The 16,626-nt window shown below is 73.5% G+C and carries 20 protein-coding genes; 12 read left to right on the forward strand and 8 right to left on the reverse strand.

Going from position 1 to position 16,626, the window contains the following annotated elements; genetic code table 11:
• The first annotated feature begins 24 nt into the window (after positions 1 to 24).
• From ybeY to PHY01_RS08950, 5 genes are read left to right on the forward strand one after another with little or no spacing between them, the layout of a single operon-like run.
• Positions 25 to 561: an rRNA maturation RNase YbeY gene (gene ybeY / locus PHY01_RS08930; protein WP_141278080.1), complete on the forward strand. Its 537-nt coding sequence runs from the start codon at positions 25 to 27 to the stop codon at positions 559 to 561.
• Positions 562 to 565: 4 nt separating this feature from the next.
• A complete protein-coding gene (locus PHY01_RS08935; RefSeq protein ID WP_141278081.1) occupies positions 566 to 1,912 on the forward strand; it encodes a hemolysin family protein in 1,347 nt (448 codons plus the stop codon).
• On the forward strand, positions 1,909 to 3,141 hold the full coding sequence (lhgD, locus tag PHY01_RS08940) for an L-2-hydroxyglutarate dehydrogenase (protein ID WP_141278082.1): 1,233 nt from the start codon (positions 1,909 to 1,911) through the stop codon (positions 3,139 to 3,141). The genes PHY01_RS08935 and lhgD overlap by 4 nt, the downstream gene beginning before the upstream one ends.
• A complete protein-coding gene (gene era, locus PHY01_RS08945) occupies positions 3,138 to 4,067 on the forward strand; it encodes a GTPase Era (protein ID WP_141278083.1) in 930 nt (309 codons plus the stop codon). The genes lhgD and era overlap by 4 nt, the downstream gene beginning before the upstream one ends.
• Complete coding sequence (locus PHY01_RS08950) at positions 4,067 to 4,450, forward strand: PPOX class F420-dependent oxidoreductase (protein WP_141278084.1); 384 nt, start codon at positions 4,067 to 4,069, stop codon at positions 4,448 to 4,450. Before era ends, PHY01_RS08950 begins: the two co-directional genes overlap by 1 nt.
• A 1-nt stretch (position 4,451) precedes the next feature.
• Here the strand turns inward: PHY01_RS08950 and PHY01_RS08955 are convergent, their stop codons facing one another.
• A complete protein-coding gene (locus tag PHY01_RS08955; protein ID WP_170183723.1) occupies positions 4,452 to 5,171 on the reverse strand; it encodes a HugZ family pyridoxamine 5'-phosphate oxidase in 720 nt (239 codons plus the stop codon).
• A 19-nt stretch (positions 5,172 to 5,190) separates the two neighbouring features.
• Between PHY01_RS08955 and recO the strand changes: the two genes are divergently transcribed.
• A complete protein-coding gene (gene recO / locus PHY01_RS08960) occupies positions 5,191 to 5,964 on the forward strand; it encodes a DNA repair protein RecO (protein WP_141278086.1) in 774 nt (257 codons plus the stop codon).
• On the opposite strand, the gene PHY01_RS08965 is transcribed toward recO, so the two are convergent.
• On the reverse strand, positions 5,954 to 6,496 hold the full coding sequence (locus PHY01_RS08965; RefSeq protein ID WP_141278087.1) for a TrmH family RNA methyltransferase: 543 nt from the start codon (positions 6,494 to 6,496) through the stop codon (positions 5,954 to 5,956). The genes recO and PHY01_RS08965 overlap by 11 nt on opposite strands.
• A complete protein-coding gene (locus tag PHY01_RS08970; protein ID WP_141278088.1) occupies positions 6,460 to 7,077 on the reverse strand; it encodes a class I SAM-dependent methyltransferase in 618 nt (205 codons plus the stop codon). Before PHY01_RS08970 ends, PHY01_RS08965 begins: the two co-directional genes overlap by 37 nt.
• A gap of 33 nt (positions 7,078 to 7,110) precedes the next feature.
• Between PHY01_RS08970 and PHY01_RS08975 the strand changes: the two genes are divergently transcribed.
• Complete coding sequence (locus PHY01_RS08975; protein ID WP_370467348.1) at positions 7,111 to 7,890, forward strand: isoprenyl transferase; 780 nt, start codon at positions 7,111 to 7,113, stop codon at positions 7,888 to 7,890.
• The gene (locus PHY01_RS08980) at positions 7,887 to 8,270 is read left to right on the forward strand and encodes a hypothetical protein (protein ID WP_141278090.1); all 384 of its coding nucleotides are present in this window, start codon (positions 7,887 to 7,889) and stop codon (positions 8,268 to 8,270) included. Before PHY01_RS08975 ends, PHY01_RS08980 begins: the two co-directional genes overlap by 4 nt.
• On the opposite strand, the gene PHY01_RS08985 is transcribed toward PHY01_RS08980, so the two are convergent.
• The 3 genes from PHY01_RS08985 to PHY01_RS08995 all read right to left on the reverse strand — a co-directional run bounded on the left by PHY01_RS08985 (position 8,267) and on the right by PHY01_RS08995 (position 9,773).
• Positions 8,267 to 8,914, reverse strand: coding sequence for a hypothetical protein (locus PHY01_RS08985; protein ID WP_141278091.1), 648 nt, complete (start codon positions 8,912 to 8,914; stop codon positions 8,267 to 8,269). The genes PHY01_RS08980 and PHY01_RS08985 overlap by 4 nt on opposite strands.
• Positions 8,915 to 9,000: 86 nt before the next feature.
• Positions 9,001 to 9,429 (reverse strand): Fur family transcriptional regulator, encoded by a 429-nt coding sequence (locus PHY01_RS08990; RefSeq protein ID WP_141278092.1) that lies wholly within the window; start codon positions 9,427 to 9,429, stop codon positions 9,001 to 9,003.
• Positions 9,426 to 9,773, reverse strand: a complete 348-nt coding sequence (locus tag PHY01_RS08995) for an ArsR/SmtB family transcription factor (protein WP_141278093.1) — start codon at positions 9,771 to 9,773, stop codon at positions 9,426 to 9,428. Before PHY01_RS08995 ends, PHY01_RS08990 begins: the two co-directional genes overlap by 4 nt.
• A gap of 92 nt (positions 9,774 to 9,865) precedes the next feature.
• Between PHY01_RS08995 and PHY01_RS09000 the strand changes: the two genes are divergently transcribed.
• The 3 genes from PHY01_RS09000 (at position 9,866) to PHY01_RS09010 (ending at position 12,989) form a co-directional block, all read left to right on the forward strand.
• Complete coding sequence (locus tag PHY01_RS09000; RefSeq protein ID WP_141278094.1) at positions 9,866 to 10,192, forward strand: antibiotic biosynthesis monooxygenase family protein; 327 nt, start codon at positions 9,866 to 9,868, stop codon at positions 10,190 to 10,192.
• A 204-nt stretch (positions 10,193 to 10,396) separates the two neighbouring features.
• Positions 10,397 to 11,317, forward strand: coding sequence for a hypothetical protein (locus PHY01_RS09005; RefSeq protein ID WP_141278095.1), 921 nt, complete (start codon positions 10,397 to 10,399; stop codon positions 11,315 to 11,317).
• A 274-nt stretch (positions 11,318 to 11,591) separates the two neighbouring features.
• On the forward strand, positions 11,592 to 12,989 hold the full coding sequence (locus PHY01_RS09010; protein WP_141278096.1) for a glycine--tRNA ligase: 1,398 nt from the start codon (positions 11,592 to 11,594) through the stop codon (positions 12,987 to 12,989).
• Positions 12,990 to 13,049: 60 nt separating this feature from the next.
• On the opposite strand, the gene PHY01_RS09015 is transcribed toward PHY01_RS09010, so the two are convergent.
• Together PHY01_RS09015 and PHY01_RS09020 are read right to left on the reverse strand one after the other, a co-directional pair.
• On the reverse strand, positions 13,050 to 14,039 hold the full coding sequence (locus PHY01_RS09015) for a hemolysin family protein (protein WP_141278097.1): 990 nt from the start codon (positions 14,037 to 14,039) through the stop codon (positions 13,050 to 13,052).
• Positions 14,036 to 15,376: a hemolysin family protein gene (locus PHY01_RS09020; RefSeq protein ID WP_174824097.1), complete on the reverse strand. Its 1,341-nt coding sequence runs from the start codon at positions 15,374 to 15,376 to the stop codon at positions 14,036 to 14,038. Before PHY01_RS09020 ends, PHY01_RS09015 begins: the two co-directional genes overlap by 4 nt.
• Positions 15,377 to 15,586: 210 nt before the next feature.
• Here PHY01_RS09020 and PHY01_RS09025 point away from each other — a divergent pair, with 210 nt between their 5' ends.
• Complete coding sequence (locus tag PHY01_RS09025) at positions 15,587 to 16,594, forward strand: XdhC family protein (RefSeq protein WP_246085792.1); 1,008 nt, start codon at positions 15,587 to 15,589, stop codon at positions 16,592 to 16,594.
• Positions 16,595 to 16,626: the final 32 nt, after the last annotated feature.

Genomic DNA, 16,626 nt, shown 5'->3' on the forward strand with positions numbered 1-16,626 from the left:
GGGGCACCGGATACCCTGGGCCGCGTGTCCATCGAGGTCAGCAACGAGTCCGGCGTCGCGATGGACGAGTCGCTCGTCGCCTCGGTCGCGCGGTTCGCCCTCGACGCCATGCGGGTCAGCCCGGCCGTCGAGCTGGCCATCACCGCGGTCACGCTCGACGCCATGAGCGAGCTGCACGAGCGGTGGCTGGAGGAGCCCGGCCCCACCGACGTCATGTCGTTCCCGATGGACGAGCTGCTCGACGAGTCCCGCCGCCCCGACGCCCCCGACCTCGGGCCCGCACTGCTCGGCGACATCGTGTTGTGCCCCGAGTTCGCCAAGGCCCAGGCGCGCACGGCGGGCCACACGCTCGCCGACGAGCTGCACCTGCTCACCGTGCACGGCGTCCTGCACCTGCTGGGCTACGACCACGGCGAACCCGACGAGGAGCGCGAGATGTTCTCCCTGCAGGCCCGCCTGCTGGCCACCTGGCGCACGTCGCGGGCCGAGGCCGCCGCCCGCGCCGCGCAGCGCCGCACCGACTCGGCCGTGCTGGGCGCCGCGGGCCTCGAGGACGGCTGAGACCGTGAACTGGAGCCTGATCGTCGCCGCCGTGGTGCTGGTGCCCCTGGCCGGGCTGTTCGCCGCCGCCGACGCCGCACTCGTCTCGGTCTCCCGGGCCCGGGTCGACTCGCTGGTGCGGCTGGGGCGTCCCGGCGCCCGCGCGCTCGCGGCCGTCGTGGCCGACCGGCCGCGCCACGTCAACCTGCTGCTGCTGCTGCGTCTGGCGGCCGAGACCGCGGCCACGGTGCTGCTCACCGTCGCGCTCGTGGAGTCCCCGTTGTTCGAGGAGACCGCGCCGGTCTGGCCCGCCGCGCTGCTCGCCGGGGCGATCATGCTGGTGGTGTCCTACGTGCTCGTCGGCGTCGGGCCGCGCACCCTGGGCCGCCAGCACCCCTACCGGATCGCACTGCTGGTCGCGGCGCCGATCCGCGCGCTCGCCCGGCTGCTGGGCCCGCTCACCACGCTGCTGATCCTGGTCGGCAACGCGATCACCCCCGGCCAGGGCTTCCGGCAGGGCCCGTTCTCCTCCGAGGTGGAGCTGCGCGAGCTCGTCGACATGGCCAGCACCACCGGCGTCGTCGACGAGGACGAGCGGCAGATGATCCACTCGGTGTTCGAGCTGGGCGACACGCTCGTCCGCGAGGTCATGGTGCCCCGGCCCGACGTCGTGTGGACCGAGCGCGACACGCCCGTCGAGAAGGTCCTGCGGCTGGCCCTCAAGAGCGGCTACTCGCGCATCCCGGTGCTGGGGGAGACCATCGACGACATCGTCGGCGTGGCCTACCTCAAGGACCTCGTGGCGGCCTCGCACGCCGGCGAGACGTCCCTGGCGGCGGTCATGCGCCCGCCCGCGTTCGTGCCCGACAGCAAGCGCGTCGACGAACTCCTCAAGGAGATGCAGGCGCAGCGCAAGCACATGGCGATCGTCGTCGACGAGTACGGCGGCACCGCGGGCGTCGTCACCATCGAGGACATCCTCGAGGAGATCGTCGGGGAGATCGCCGACGAGTACGACCTCGAGGAGGTCCCCGACGTCCAGCCGCTCGACGGGGGCCGCCTGCGCCTGGCCGCTCGGCTGCCGGTCGACGACCTCGCCGACCTGTTCCCCGGCATCGACGTCGACGACAACGAGCTGACCGAGGCCGTCGAGGCGGCCGACGTGGAGACCGTCGGCGGCCTGCTCGCGCAGCGGCTGGGGCGGGTGCCGCTGCCGGGTGCCGTCGCCGAGGTCGCCGGTCTGCGGCTGCACGCGGAGGGCGGCAAGGACTCACGCGGCCGCATCCGGATCACCACGGTGCTCGTCGAGCAGATCGACCGCCCGGCCGAGGAGAGCACCGACACCCACCAGAGCCTGGAGTCCACCGCATGACACCGACCCCCACCTTCGACGTCGTCGTGGTCGGCGGTGGGATCGTCGGTCTCGCCACCGCGCACGCCGTCGCCCGTACGGGCCGGTCGGTGGCCGTCGTGGAGCGGGAGCCGCAGCTGGCCGCCCATCAGACGGGCCACAACTCCAACGTCATCCACTCCGGGCTGTACTACGCCCCCGGCGGGCTCAAGGCGCGCCTGGCCGTCGCCGGCTGCGCGGAGACCGTCGCCTTCTGCCGGGAGCACGACCTGCCGCACCGGGTGTGCGGCAAGCTCGTCGTGGCCACCGAGCCGGAGGAGCTGCCCCGGATGGCGGAGCTGGTGCGCCGGGGCGCGGCCAACGGCGTCGAGGTCACCGAGCTCGACCGGGCCGGGATGCGGGCCTACGAGCCGAACGTCCGCGGGATCGCCGCGCTGCACGTGCCCTCCACGGGCATCACCGACTACCGGCTGATCGCGGAGAAGCTCGGGGAGCTCGTCGTCAAGGAGGGCGGGCAGGTCCACCTGGGTCGCGCGGTCACGCAGATCGTGCGCCGCGGGGCCGACGCCGTGGTGCGCACCGAGCAGGGCGACCTGCTCGGCACCCAGGTCGTCGTCTGCGGCGGGCTGCGCTGCGACGAGCTGGCCGTGGCCGCCGGCGCCGACCCCGGCATCCGCATCATCCCCTTCCGTGGCGAGTACTCCGGGTTCTCCGAGCGGGCCGCCGCGCTGGTCGAGGGCCTGGTCTACCCGGTGCCGGACCCGGCGTTCCCGTTCCTGGGGGTACACGCCACCCGCGGCATCGACGGCTCGGTGCACGCCGGGCCGAACGCCGTGCTGGCCCTGGCCCGCGAGGGGTACTCCTGGGGCACGGTCAAGCCCAGGGAGTTCCTGTCGACGATCGCCTACCCGGGCATGCTGCGGATCGCGCGGACGCACTGGCGCTACGGCTTCGGCGAGATGCACCGGTCGCTGTCGAAGAAGGCGATGGTGAAGCAGATCCAGCGGATGCTGCCCGACGTGCAGGCCTCCGACCTCTCGCCCGCGGGCGCCGGGGTGCGGGCCCAGGCGGTGAAGCCCGACGGCACGCTCGTCGACGACTTCCTGTTCGTCGACCAGGGCACGGGGGCCGGCGCGGTCCTGCACGTCCTGAACGCCCCGAGCCCCGCCGCCACCGCGGCGCTGCCGATCGGCCGCGAGATCCTGGAGCGCCTCACCGGCGAGCGCATCGCCCCGCTGGTGTCGGCATGACCGGCTTCGCCTCGGTCCCGGACGGCTACCGCTCCGGCTTCGCCTGCTTCGTCGGCCGCCCGAACGCGGGCAAGTCGACGCTGACGAACGCGCTGATCGGCCAGAAGATCGCGATCACCTCCAGCCGCCCGCAGACCACCCGGCACGCGATCCGCGGCATCCTGCACCGCCCGGACGCCCAGCTGATCGTCATCGACACCCCCGGCCTGCACAAGCCGCGCACGCTGCTGGGCAGCCGGCTCAACGACGTCGTCCGCGAGACGTGGGCCGAGGTCGACGTCGTCGGGTTCTGCGTGCCGGCCGACGTGCCGGTGGGCCGCGGGGACGAGTTCATCGTCAACGAGCTCCGGTCGGTCGCGAACCGCACGCCGGTGATCGGCGTGGTCACCAAGACCGACCTGGCCGAGCCCGAGCAGGTGGTGGCCCGGCTCACCGAGCTGAGCAAGCTCATGGAGTTCGCCGAGATCGTGCCCTGCTCCGCGGTCGACGGGTACCAGACCTCGCTGGTCGCCGACCTGCTGGTCAAGCGGCTGCCCGAGGGCATGCCGCTCTACCCCGACGGCGACCTCACCGACGAGCCGGAGGAGATCCTGGTCGCGGAGCTGATCCGCGAGGCCGCGCTGGAGGGCGTCCGCGACGAGCTGCCGCACTCGATCGCCGTGGTGATCGAGGAGATGGCGCCGCGCGAGGGCCGCCACCCCAAGGCCGAGCCGATGCTCAACGTCACCGCCAACATCTACGTGGAGCGCTCCAGCCAGAAGGGCATCGTGATCGGCAAGGGCGGGGCGCGGCTGCGTCAGGTCGGCACCGACTCGCGGCGCCAGATCGAGGCGCTGCTGGGCACCAAGGTGTTCCTCGACCTGCACGTGAAGATCGCCAAGGACTGGCAGCGCGATCCGCGTCAGCTGCGCAAACTGGGGTTCTGATGAGCTTCCACGACTTCGAGATCGCCTACCTGCGCTCCCAGCGCCTCGGGCGGCTCGCCACCGCGAAGCCGGACGGGACGCTGCAGAACAGCCCGGTCGGGTTCACCTACAACGCCGAGCTCGGCACGATCGACATCGGTGGCTTCGACAACACGAACAGCCGCAAGTACCGCAACGTCGCCGACAACGGGCGGGCCGCGTTCGTCGTCGACGACCTGGCGTCGGTCGACCCGTGGCGGGTGCGCTGCCCGGAGGTCCGGGGCCGGGCGGAGACGGTCGGCGACCTGATCCGGCTGCACCCGACGCGGATCATCAGCTTCGGGATCGACCAGCCCGACGCGGAGCCGCACGCGCTGCGCCCGCACGCGCGGGACGTGGGCTGACTCAGGCCGGCGTCGCCCGGGCCGCCCGCACCATCTCCACCATCGCGGCGCGCACCTCGTCGGGGGTGTCGACGCGGCGCGGGAACGGCAGGCGCAGCGGCGCGCCGTCGGCGAGCACCGTGAACCCGTAGCGGTCGCAGCCGGTCATCTCCGCGTCCGCGGTGTCGGGCCGCCCGCCGTCGACCCGGCAGAACGTGACCAGCGCGTCGGCGTGGTCGTCGTTCATGTGCTCGACGATCCGGGCGACGTGGGGGACCAGCGGATCGGGCTCGGCGGCGGCGTGGTCGGCGGCGCCCACCCAGCTCATGTGGGCGAACCCGCCGACGAACCGGACGGCGTTCACCTCCATGCGGTAGATCCGGAACCCGTGGTCGGTGCCGACCGTGCCCTCGTGGACCGTGCGGTAGGCGGCCAGCGCGGCGGCGCGCTCGTCGGCGGGCGGCTGGGCCACCGGGCCGATGAGGGTGACGCGGGACAGCGCGAGCGGGTCGCCCGGGTCCTGCTGGGCCACCAGCAGCGACGCCCGCGGGTCGGTGATCAGGTTGCGGGTGTGCTCGGCGAGGTCGCTGAGCAGCAGCAGCGGGCGGCCCGTGGCGTCGAGGGCGTGGCTGACGACCGAGCCGAACGGGAACCCGTCACGGCCCAGCGTCGACAGCGCACCCGTGTGCACGGTGGTGGCCAGGGTGCGGCCCAGCTCGGCGTCGGTCGGTTCGGTCTGCACCGCACTAGTCTCTCCTTCCATGGGCCTCTACCGCGACACCGGTGTGGTGCTGCGCGTGCAGAAGCTCGGTGAGGCCGACCGGATCGTCACCCTGCTCACCCGCCGCCACGGCAAGATCCGCGCGGTCGCCAAGGGCGTGCGGCGCACGACGTCGCGCTGGGGGGCGCGGCTGGAGCCGTTCAACCACGTCGACGTGCAGTGCTGGACCGGGTCCAACCCGAACAAGCCGGGCCTCGACATCGTCACCCAGGCCCAGACCGTCGACGCGTTCGGCGGCGGCATCGTCGCCGACTACGCCCGCTACACCGCCGGCTGCGCGATCCTGGAGACCGCCGACCGGATCGTCGCCGAGGAGGGGGAGCCGGCGATCCGGGTGTACCTGCTGGTGGTGGGCGCGATCCGGGCGTTGTCGAGCCGCGAGCGCGACCTGTCGCTGGTGCTCGACGCGTTCTTCCTGCGCGCCATGACCCACGCCGGCTGGGCCCCCGCGATCTCCGAGTGCGCCCGCTGCGCCGAGCCCGGCCCGCACCCCGCGTTCAACATCGCGGCCGGTGGGGCGGTGTGCCCGCGCTGCCGCCCGCCCGGCTCCGTGCAGCCGAGCCCGGAGACCTACCGCCTGCTCGACGCGCTGCTGCACGGCGACTGGGACACCGCCGACGCCGCGGGCCCCGCCACCCGCCGCGACACCAGCGGCCTCGTGGCGGCGCACCTGCAGTGGCACCTGGAACGCCAGCTCCGGTCGCTGCCCTTCGTGGAGCGCCGGGCGGCCACCGCGCCTCGGGTCACGGGCTGAGGTTGTCCGCGACGGCCCACTCCTGGCGGCGCACCTCGTAGGTCGCGATGCTCACCGCCGACGCCACGTTGAACGACCCGACCTTGCCCAGCTGCGGGATGTAGCCCAGCGCGTCGCAGGCGGCGATCATCTCGGCCGACATCCCGCGCGCCTCGTTGCCGACGGCCACGCACACGTCGCGGCACAGGTCGAGCTCGTGCAGCGGCTTCGCGGTGTCGGTGAGCTCCAGCCCGACGACGTGGTAGCCGTCGGCGTGCGCGGCGTCGACGGCCTCGCGCACCGTGGCGCAGCCGCGGACCTGCAGGTACCGGTCGGTGCCCATGGCCAGCTTCTGCGCCTTGGGCGTGGTCGGGTCGGCGGAACGGCCGATCAGGTAGAGGTGGTCGACGCCGAGCACGGCGGCCGAGCGCACGATCGCGCCGACGTTGAAGGGGCTCTCCACGTCCTGCAGCATGAGCCCGACCTGCATGGTCGCGCGGCGCCGCCAGGTGCGGTTCAGGCGCTTGAGCGCGGTGCCTCCGAGCTGCTGCATCCCACCTCCAGGATCCGGTATCCCTGCACGGACGTGAGCCGCGTCGTCGGCCAGCCCTGCGCGTTCAGCCAGTCCGCGAACGAGTCCGACCCCAGGTGCTTGTGCACCACCAGGTACGCCCGCCCCTCCGGCGCCAGCCGCGGCAGCCAGCGCGTCATCAGCCCGTGCAGCACGCCCTTGCCCGAGCGGATCGGCGGGTTGGAGTAGATGCCGGCGAACTCGACGTCGTCGGGCACGTCCTCGGGCCGTCCCACGGACACGTTGCCGAGCGCCGCGGCGTTGCGCCGCGTCAGCTCCAGCGCCCGGTCGTTGACGTCGACGGCCCAGACCGGCAGTCGCCGCCTGCGGGTGGCCAGGGTGAGCGCGATGGGGCCGTAGCCGCAGCCCAGGTCGAGCAGCGGCCCGCGCCGCGGCGGCATCGGGGCGTGCTCGAGCAGGATCCGGGTGCCCCGGTCGAGCCGGGCCCCGGAGAACACACCACGGTCGGTGGCCAGGGTCAGGTCGACGTCCGGCAGCACGACGCGCACGGTGTCCGGTCGCGACGGTGCCGAGGGGTCGGCGGTGAAGTAGTGCTCCTGCACGTCGGTGAGTATCCCCTCCGTAGGGTGCGGGTCGTGGTCTCACCCCCGCCCCCGCACCCGTCGGGCGCCCGCCCCCCGGAGATCCCGCGCGAGCTCGTGCCGCACCACGTCGCGCTCGTCATGGACGGCAACGGCCGCTGGGCCAACGCGCGGGGCCTGCCGCGGATCGAGGGGCACCGCCGCGGCGAGGCGTCGCTGATGGACGTGGCGCGCGGCTGCATCGACATCGGGGTCCGCTGGCTCTCGGCCTACGCGTTCTCCACGGAGAACTGGAAGCGCAGCCCCGACGAGGTGCGCTTCCTCATGGGGTTCAACCGCGACGTCATCCGCCGCCGGGTCGACGAGATGCACGAGATGGGCGTCCGCGTCCGCTGGGCCGGGCGCCGCCCGCGGCTGTGGCGCAGCGTGATCAGGGAGCTGGAGGTCGCGGAGGAGAAGACCCGCGGCAACGACGTCCTCAACCTGACGATGTGCGTCAACTACGGCGGCCGCGCCGAGATCGCCGACGCCGTGCGGACGATCGCCCAGCTCGTCGCGGACGGGCGGATCAAGCCCGGCAAGGTCGACGAGCGGCTCATCGCGCGCTACCTCGACGAGCCCGACATGCCCGACGTCGACCTGTTCGTGCGCAGCTCGGGGGAGCAGCGGACGTCGAACTTCCTGCTCTGGCAGTCGGCGTACGCGGAGATGGTCTTCCTCGACACCCTGTTCCCCGACTTCGACCGCCGCCACCTCTGGCAGGCCGTCGAGATCTACGCCCGGCGCGACCGCCGTTTCGGTGGCGCGCTCGACACCCCGGAGAGTGCGCCATGACCACGCTCGACGTCGCGCGGCAGGCGCTGGAGAACTACCACGACGTCACCGTCGACGACGACGGCTCGCTCACCTTCGCCCACGGCGGGGTGCTGTGCGTGGTGCAGGGCATGGACCTGGAGGAGGGCCTGCCCGTCCTCAACCTGATGTGCGTGGTGGCCTGGGACCTGCCGCTGGACCAGGACATCCCCACCCGCATCGCGCTCGGTGCGGGGGAGGGGCTGTTCGGCACGCCCAAGGTGATCCGTGGCGAGCACGGGTGGGACGTCACGCTCCGCTACGCCTTCCCCGCCTCGGGACTGGAGGAGAAGGCGATGGGCACGCTGCTGATGCTGGTGGTGGGCAGCGCGTCGACCCTGCGGGCGGAGCTCGTCGGCTAGGCGTCGGCGAGGTGCACGAGCGGCAGTGAGCTGAGCTGCAGGGTGCTCATCTCGCGGGCCAGCCCCAGCACCTTGTTCTGCGCCTCCTGCATCCGGGCGTCGATGTAGCCGGAGAGCGAGTAGGCGATGCGGCCGAGCAGGCGCACGGTGGTGTCGTCGACGATCGGGCGCGGCGCCGAGACGACCGCGACCCCCATCAGCGTGCCGTCGTTGGCCTGCGCGGCGCCGATCGTGAACGCCTCGCGCGGGTTGACGTGGCGCGACGCGTAGTGGTCGCGCAGCTTCTTGAGCATGGAGTGGAAGTCGGCCGCGGTGATCTCGGTGCCGGGCAGCTCCAGCTCCTTGACGTCGTCGTCGGAGAGGATGCCGATACGACCGGAGAAGCAGCGGACGTAGCCGATGAGCGCACCGGTCCACAGCGCCTCGATCAGCGCGTCGTCGGTCTGGACCTGCACCGGGCCGGCGTCGGGGCCGCCGAGCGCGGTCACCAGGTGCTCGCAGCAGCGCAGCACGTACTGCAGGTCCTCGAACACCGCGGCGAGCTGGGCCAGCTCCTCGGACTCCGGCGCGTCGAACTTGCGCACCGCGTTCGGTGTCGCGGGCGGGCCCGAGGCCTCGTCGCCGTTCGTTCCGGGCTCACCCATGAAGACGTCTCCTTGCCTCGACCGTGCAGGAGCCGGACGTTAACGCGGGCGGCGTGATCCGGATGACTCGTTGTGAGACGCAGATCTCACGCCGTGGCGGAGCACTCGCGGCACAGCCCGAAGATCTCCGCGGTGTGGCTCAGATCGGAGAATCCGTGCTGCTCGGCGATGCGCTGCGCCCAGGTCTCGACGGCCGGGCCCTCGATCTCCACGGTGGCCCCGCAGCGGCGGCAGACCAGGTGGTGGTGGTGCTCCGCGGAGGCGCAACGGCGGTAGACGGCCTCCCCGGAACCGGTGCGCAGCACGTCGACCTCGCCGGCGTCGGCGAGCGACTGCAGCGTGCGGTACACCGTGGTCAGCCCGATGCCGTCACCGACGCGGCGCAGCTCCTCGTGGATGTCCTGGGCGGAGCGGAAGTCCTCGAGCCGGTCGAGCAGGGCGGAGACCGCGGCCCGCTGGCGGGTGGCGCGCATGACCCGGGTGGCGGGCCCGTGCTGCGTCTGGGGCCGGGTCATCGGCCCTCCTCCGCGTGCGCGACGGCGTCGACCACGATGTGTGCGAGATGGTCGTCGACCAGGGAGTAGACGACCTCGCGGCCGTGCCGCTCACCGTGCACCACCCCGGCCGACTTGAGCACCCGCAGGTGCTGGCTGATCAGCGGCTGGGTGACCCCGAGAGCGTCGACGAGGTCGTGCACGCAGCGCGGGGACTCCTTGAGCTGCAGCACGATCGCGATGCGGACCGGCGCGGCCAACGCCCGCAGCAGGTCGCCCGCCGCCTCCAGGGTGCGCGGGGTGCGCACCGGGGCGGGCGCGGCCCGCCCGGTCTCGTGCTCGGAGTCCTCGGCCGTGATCGACATCGGTCTTCCCCTCCTGCGGCGGGCCAGTCGGTATCGAGTATCGATGTCACCTCACCGCGTCCCCATGGTAGGCCGCGGCTAGGTTCGGCTGCGTGCTGCTCCTGTGCCGATTCATCGTCGCTCCCGACGACGCCCCCGACTTCCTCGCCCGCGGCACCCGCGCGCTGGAGCTGCTGACCGCCGCCGAGGGCGCCCTGGACGGCCGGCTGGGCCGCGCCGTCGACGACCCGGGGCGCTGGGTGCTGTCGGTGCGCTTCACCAGCGTCGACGCCTACCGCCGCGCCCTGTCGCCGTTCCCGGTCCGCGAGCACGTGGTCCCGCTGCTGTCCGAGGCGCTGGCCGACGAGCCCGCCACGTACGAGACGCTGGTCGACGGCGCGGCCGGCACCTCGACCCGGCACCCGAGCCTGCGGGCCTGACGTCCGCCCCGGCTGTGCGCGCGCCGTCCCGGGTTCTGCGCGCCCCAGGGGCCACGCGAGGCCCGGGAACGCGCGCGAGACCCGGGAACGCGCGCGAGTCCCGGAGGAGCGTGGGCTGCCGGGCGGGTGCGCGGCACGGGGGAGTTGTCCACAGGCGGCGGGCGGGGGGTGTCGCGATCGGCCGGGCCCGGCCACGCTCGGGTGATGACAGACGCACGGAAGGCGCCGGTGCTGCGGTCGGAGCTGATCGCCCGCGGATACACCGACGACGAGATCCGGCGCACCTGCGGCAGCCGCCGGCTGGTGTCCGTACGTCGCGGCGCGTACGTCGACCCCGGTGACGAGCGGCTGCACCGGCCGGAGGACCGCCACGCCCTCGCCGTCCGGGCGGCGGTCGGGCAGCTCGGACCGGGCTGCGTCGTCAGCCACGCATCCGCCGCGGTCCTGCACCGCATCGCGCTGTGGGCCGTGCCGTTGGGCCGGGTCCACGTCAGCCGACCCGGCACCTCCGGCGGGCGGCGCAGCAGCCAGCTCCACCTGCACGTCTGTCCGATGGAGCCCGACGAGGTCGTCACGGTGGACGGCATCGCGGTGACCTCGCCGGCGGCGACGGTCGCCGCGCTGGCCCGGACCCTGCCGTTCGAGCAGGCCGTGGTGGTCGCCGACAGCGCCCTGCACCGCGGGCTGGTCGATCCGCCGGCGCTGGCCGCCGCGCTCGACCGCTACCCGCGTCGGCACGGCACCGCGGCGGCCGCGCGGGTGCTCGCCTTCGCCGACCGCCTGGCCGAGAGCCCCGGTGAGTCGCGCAGTCGGGTGGCGATGCTGCGGGCCGGGCTGCCGATGCCCCAGCTGCAGGTCGTGCGGTTCTCCGTCGACGGCGTGCCGCTGGGCCGCGTCGACTTCTGGTGGCCCGAGCAGGGTGTGATCGGCGAGTTCGACGGGCTGGTGAAGTACGGCCGCCTGCTCCGGCCGGGGCAGGCCACGGGTGACGTTCTGGTCGCCGAGAAGCTGCGCGAGGACGCGCTGCGGGAGACCGCCCGGGGCATGGCCCGATGGACCTGGCGCGAGATCGATCCGTTCGCCGGGGTGGAGCGGAGGCTGCGCCGCACCCTGGGCCTCCCGTGACGGCTGCGCCGCCCGTCCCCGGCTCACGCGTCCTCCCGGGTTCGCGCGCGTTCCCGGGTCCTGCGCGCGTTCCCGGGTCATGCGCGCCCCCGGAGCCGCGCGAGACCCGGGAACGCGCGCGAGACCCGGCTGCGGGGGCCCGACCCGGCTGTGCCGGGCGCGAACCGGGGCGGCGGCGGGGCGCGGGCGCGGGGAGGCGGTCGGCGGCCGGTCGCTACGCTGGTCCTTCGCGTTCCGTCGCCCGTCCCTCTTCGCAGCCCAGGAGTACCGCCCCGTGGCCAGCACGCCCAGTTCCGCCAAGATCGAGACCATCGTGTCGCTCGCCAAGCGTCGCGGCTTCGTCTTCGCCTCCGGCGAGATCTACGGCGGTACGCGCTCGGCCTGGGACTACGGCCCCCTCGGCGTGGAGCTCAAGGAGAACATCAAGCGGCAGTGGTGGCGCACCATGGTCACCGGCCGTGAGGACGTCGTGGGCCTGGACAGCTCGGTGATCCTGCCCCGCCAGGTGTGGGTCGCCTCCGGCCACGTCGGGGTGTTCACCGACCCGCTGGTGGAGTGCCAGAGCTGCCACAAGCGCTTCCGCGCCGACCAGCTCGCCGAGGAGTACAGCGAGCGCACCGGCAAGGCGGCCACCGAGGACGACCTGTCCGACGTCCCGTGCCCGCACTGCGGCACCCGCGGCCAGTACACCGAGCCGCGCGACTTCAACATGATGCTCAAGACCCACCTCGGCCCGGTCGAGACCGAGGAGGGCCTGCACTACCTGCGGCCCGAGACCGCGCAAGGCATCTTCGTCAACTTCCTCAACGTGCAGACGACCTCGCGCAAGAAGCCGCCGTTCGGCATCGGCCAGATGGGCAAGAGCTTCCGCAACGAGATCACGCCGGGCAACTTCATCTTCCGCACCCGCGAGTTCGAGCAGATGGAGATGGAGTACTTCGTCGAGCCCGGCACCGACGAGGAGCTGCACCAGTACTGGATCGACCAGCGCACCGACTGGTACGTCGACCTGGGCATCGCGCGTGACCACCTGCGTCACTACGAGCACCCCAAGGAGAAGCTCTCCCACTACTCGAAGCGCACCGTCGACATCGAGTACAAGTTCGACTTCCAGGGCCAGGAGTGGGGCGAGCTCGAGGGCATCGCCAACCGCACCGACTTCGACCTCACGACGCACAGCAACCACTCCGGCGTCGACCTGTCGTTCTACGACCAGGCCTCGGGCACCCGCTACAAGCCCTACGTGATCGAGCCCGCCGCGGGCGTCGGCCGCTCGATGATGGCGTTCCTCATCGAGTCCTACACCGAGGACGAGGCCCCCAACGCCAAGGGCGGCGTCGACAAGCGCGTCGTGCTGCGTCTGGACCGCCGCCTCGCGCCGGTCAAGGCCGCGGTGCTGCCGCTGAGCCGCAACGCCGACCTCTCGCCCAAGGCCCGCGACCTCGCTGCGCAGCTGCGGAAGAACTGGAACATCGAGTTCGACGACGCGGGCGCGATCGGTCGCCGCTACCGCCGCCAGGACGAGATCGGCACGCCGTTCTGCATCACCGTCGACTTCGACACGCTCAACGACGAGGCCGTGACGATCCGCGAGCGCGACTCGATGGCCCAGGAGCGGGTGGCGCTCGACCAGGTCGAGGGCTACCTCGCGAGCCGGCTGATCGGCTGCTAGAGACCTGGACGGACCCGACCGGCCGGGGTGGCGACGCGGGTCGCCGCCCCGGCCGGGTCGTCAGACCGGCAGCAGCCGGTCGAGCAGGTCCTGCAGGGTGACCAGCCCCAGCAGCTCGCCGTCGGACTCCACGAGCGCCAGGTGGTTGCGCCGCTCCCGCATGGCGCGCAGGGCGTCGTGGATGGGGGTGTCGGCCTGCAGGGTGGCGACCGGGCGCATCAGGTCGGCCGCCCGGATCCCCGAGGGCCGCGACAGGGCGTCGCGGACGTGGACGACGCCCACCGGGCGCTCCCCGTCGAGCACGACCAGGCGCAGGTGCCCGCTGGCCCGCGAGGCCTGCCGGATGTCCTCCACCGTCGCGGTGGCCGGCACCGCGGACACCTCGTCGCGGGGGCGGACGATCTCGCGCAGCGGGGCGCTGTCGAGGTCGAGGGCGGAGAGGATCTGGTCTCGCCGCTCGGTGTCGAGCGCGCCGGTGCTGGCGGAGTGGTCGACCAGCTCGCGCAGGTCGTCGGGGTTGCGCCCCCCGGCCAGCTCGTCCACCGGCTCGACGCCCACGCGCCGCAGGCACCAGTTGGCCATGCCGTTGAGCGCCACCAGCAGCGGCCGGGTGAGCACCATGAACCCGCGCATCGGCAGCGCGAGCAGCGTGGCCGAGCGCTCGGGGTGCGCGATGGCCCACGACTTGGGGGCCATCTCGCCCACGACCAGGTGCAGGAACGTGACGACGATGAGCGACAGCACGAACGCGAGCACCCCCGCGAGGCTCTCGTTGAGGTCGCCGAACAGCGGGGCGATCAGCTTCTCGACGGCGGGCTTGCTGACCGCGCCGAGCCCGAGCACGCACAGGGTGATGCCCAGCTGCGAGCCCGCCAGCAGCAGCGACAGGTCCTTGGCGCTGCGCAGCGCGGCCCGGGCCGCCGCGCTGGTCTGCGCGGCCTCCTCCAGGCGGTAGCGGCGCGCGGCCACCAGCGCGAACTCGATCGCGACGAAGAACGCGCTGGCCGCGACCAGCGCCACGGTGATCCACAGGGACGCGGCGATGCTCATGCCGGCACCTCCTTGTCGGCGCCGGCCCAGGCCAGCCGCACGGTGCCGGGAACCCGCCGCTCGACGGTGCAGACGGTGACCGACAGCCGCCGACCGCCGTCGGCCTCCAGCTCGACGGAGTCGCCGATCTCGGGCAGCTTCTGCAGGCGGTCGATCACCAGGCCGCCGATGGTGTGGAACTCCCCGTCGGGCAGGTCGGTGTCGAGCAGGCGTTCCACCTCGTCGATGTTGTAGGTGCCCGGGACGGTCCAGTGCCCGTCGCCGACGCGGACGGCGTCGCGGCCCGCGGGGTCGTGCTCGTCGGTGATCTCGCCGATGAGCTCCTCGGCGATGTCCTCCATGGTGATGACGCCGGCCAGGCCGCCGTACTCGTCGACGACGCAGGCGAACTCGTCGTCGGCCTCGCGCAGGCGGTCCAGCACGGCGGGCAGGGGCAGCGACGCGGGCACCATGACGGCCGGGCGCGCGGCGTCGGCGACCCGCACGGAGGCGAGGTCCCGGCCCTCCAGGGCCAGCACGTCGCGCAGGCAGATGACGCCGACGACGTCGTCGGCGCCGTCACCGAGCACGGGCAGCCGGGAGTGCCCCGACGCCATGACGGCGACCAGGTCGGCCACGGTCTCGTCGGCCTGGATCGAGGCCACGCGCGGGCGGGGGATCATCGCGGCGCGGGCGGTGCGGTCGGTGAAGTCGAGCACGCGGTCGAGCAGCGTGGACAGCTCCTCGTCGATGTCGCCGCTGTCGCGGGACTCGTCGACGATGGCCTCCAGGTCGCGCGGCGTCGCGGAGTGCTCGACGTCGTGCACCGGCTCGATCCGCAGTGCGCGCAGCAGCAGGTTGGAGGCGGCGTCGAAGATCCGGATGAGCCAGCCGAACAGCCGCAGGTAGACCGCGGTGGACAGGGCCAGCGCGCGGGCCACGGGCTCGGGCCGGGCGATGGCGAGGTTCTTGGGGAACAGCTCGCCGAAGACCATCTGCACGACGGTGGCGAACAGCAGCGCGAGCACGATGCCGATGCCGACACCGACCCCGGTCGGGACGCCGACGCCACCGAGCAGGGTGCCGATGCTGTTGCCGATCAGCGGCTCGGCCACGTACCCGACCAGCAGACCGGTGACGGTGATGCCGAGCTGCGCGCCCGAGAGCATGAACGAGGTGCGGTCGGTGATGCCCAGTGCCCGCTTCGCACCGGCGTCGCCCGCGGCGGCGCGGGACTTGAGCCGGGAGCGGTCGACGGCCATGTAGCCGAACTCCTGGGCGACGAAGTAGCCGGTCAGGGCCGTGATGGCGAGGACGACCAGAACGCCGAGGAGGAGGGAGAGGATTGTGGTGATCATGTGCACCGCCCTGCGAGGGCGGTGCACGTACTATCGGACGGGTCCATGGTTCCTGTCTTCGGGGATGGGCGGTTCGCCCGTTTCAACGTCGGGTGCCGGAACCGGGTTCCCGGCCCGGCACACGATCTTCGCCACGATACCGATCGCCTCCGCGGCGCCGGCACTCCGTGGCCCCGGAGGCCGCCGCCGGAAGTGGCTACCCTGGGCCGCGTGACCGCTACGTCCCTGCGTGACCTCGGTTCGTCGCTGCGCCGCCTCGCGGGATCGGGGGTCGGGGTCGTCCGGGTCCTGGAGCGCCACGGGTTCGGCACCGTCGAGAGCGGGCAGATGCTGGTCGGCACCGCCGCCGGTGAGCGCGCCGGCGAGCTCTACCGCGGAGCCCTCGACGACTCCGCCGCACCGCTGGCCGCCGCGTCGGCCGCGGCCCCGCAGACGCGCGACGCCCACGTCGCCGAGGCCGCCGCGCTCGACGCGGGTCTGGCCTGCGCGGGCGGGGCCACCCTGCTCGGCCACCCGCTGCCCGCCGGGCACGCCGAGGCGCTCGGGGCGGCGCTGGAGTCCGGAGTGCCCGCGGCGCTGGTCTCCACCGCCGACGGCGCCACCGCGCTGGTGCTCACCGGGCCCGCCCTGGAGACCGTCACCGGCGAGCTCGGCTCGCCCACGCTCGACGAAGCCGCAGCGGCCGCCGCCCGCACCCTGCTGCGCCGCGGCGCCACCGTCACCGAGCAGATCCCCACCGAGGCCGGCGACCTGCTGCTGGACCTGTGGGTCCCGGTCCCCACGGTGCTGATCGTCGGCGCGGGCGCCATCGGCGACGCGCTCACCGCCCAGGCCGCCCTGCTCGGCTGGGACGCCCGGTCCGAGTCCGGCCTCGACGCCACCGTCGCGGCCGTCACCGCGTTCTCCGACGCCGACGTGCTCGTGCTGCTCGACCACGACCCCGCCTTCGACGCCGCGCTGCTCGCCGGGCTGGCGCACGGCCGCGGCTTCCTGGGGGCGCTGGGGTCGCGGCGCACGCAGGCCGCGCGCCGCGAGCGGCTGCTGGGCGCGGGCGTCACCGAGGAGGAACTGGCGCAGGTGCACGGGCCGGTCGGGCTCGACATCGGGGCCCGCACCCCGGCCGAGACCGCGGTGTCGATCGTGGCGCAGGTGGTGGCGCAGCGGTCCGGGCGCGCCGGGGCGGCCCTGGCCGCCGCGCCCGGCCGGATCGGGGCGTGACCGTCCCCGGTTCCGAGGCGCCCACCGAGCGG

Origin of the sequence: Pseudonocardia hydrocarbonoxydans (assembly GCF_006539565.1) — a bacterium.
Lineage (GTDB): Bacteria > Actinomycetota > Actinomycetes > Mycobacteriales > Pseudonocardiaceae > Pseudonocardia > Pseudonocardia hydrocarbonoxydans.

Coding starts and splice junctions, on each gene's coding strand:
- lhgD (WP_141278082.1), top strand. CDS start 1,909: ATGACACCGACCCCCACCTTCGACGTCGTCGTGGTCGGCGGTGGGATC.
- era (WP_141278083.1), top strand. CDS start 3,138: ATGACCGGCTTCGCCTCGGTCCCGGACGGCTACCGCTCCGGCTTCGCC.
- PHY01_RS08950 (WP_141278084.1), top strand. CDS start 4,067: ATGAGCTTCCACGACTTCGAGATCGCCTACCTGCGCTCCCAGCGCCTC.
- recO (WP_141278086.1), top strand. CDS start 5,191: ATGGGCCTCTACCGCGACACCGGTGTGGTGCTGCGCGTGCAGAAGCTC.
- PHY01_RS08965 (WP_141278087.1), bottom strand. CDS start 6,496: ATGCAGCAGCTCGGAGGCACCGCGCTCAAGCGCCTGAACCGCACCTGG.
- PHY01_RS08980 (WP_141278090.1), top strand. CDS start 7,887: ATGACCACGCTCGACGTCGCGCGGCAGGCGCTGGAGAACTACCACGAC.
- PHY01_RS08985 (WP_141278091.1), bottom strand. CDS start 8,914: ATGGGTGAGCCCGGAACGAACGGCGACGAGGCCTCGGGCCCGCCCGCG.
- PHY01_RS08990 (WP_141278092.1), bottom strand. CDS start 9,429: ATGACCCGGCCCCAGACGCAGCACGGGCCCGCCACCCGGGTCATGCGC.
- PHY01_RS08995 (WP_141278093.1), bottom strand. CDS start 9,773: ATGTCGATCACGGCCGAGGACTCCGAGCACGAGACCGGGCGGGCCGCG.
- PHY01_RS09005 (WP_141278095.1), top strand. CDS start 10,397: ATGACAGACGCACGGAAGGCGCCGGTGCTGCGGTCGGAGCTGATCGCC.
- PHY01_RS09015 (WP_141278097.1), bottom strand. CDS start 14,039: ATGAGCATCGCCGCGTCCCTGTGGATCACCGTGGCGCTGGTCGCGGCC.
- PHY01_RS09020 (WP_174824097.1), bottom strand. CDS start 15,376: ATGATCACCACAATCCTCTCCCTCCTCCTCGGCGTTCTGGTCGTCCTC.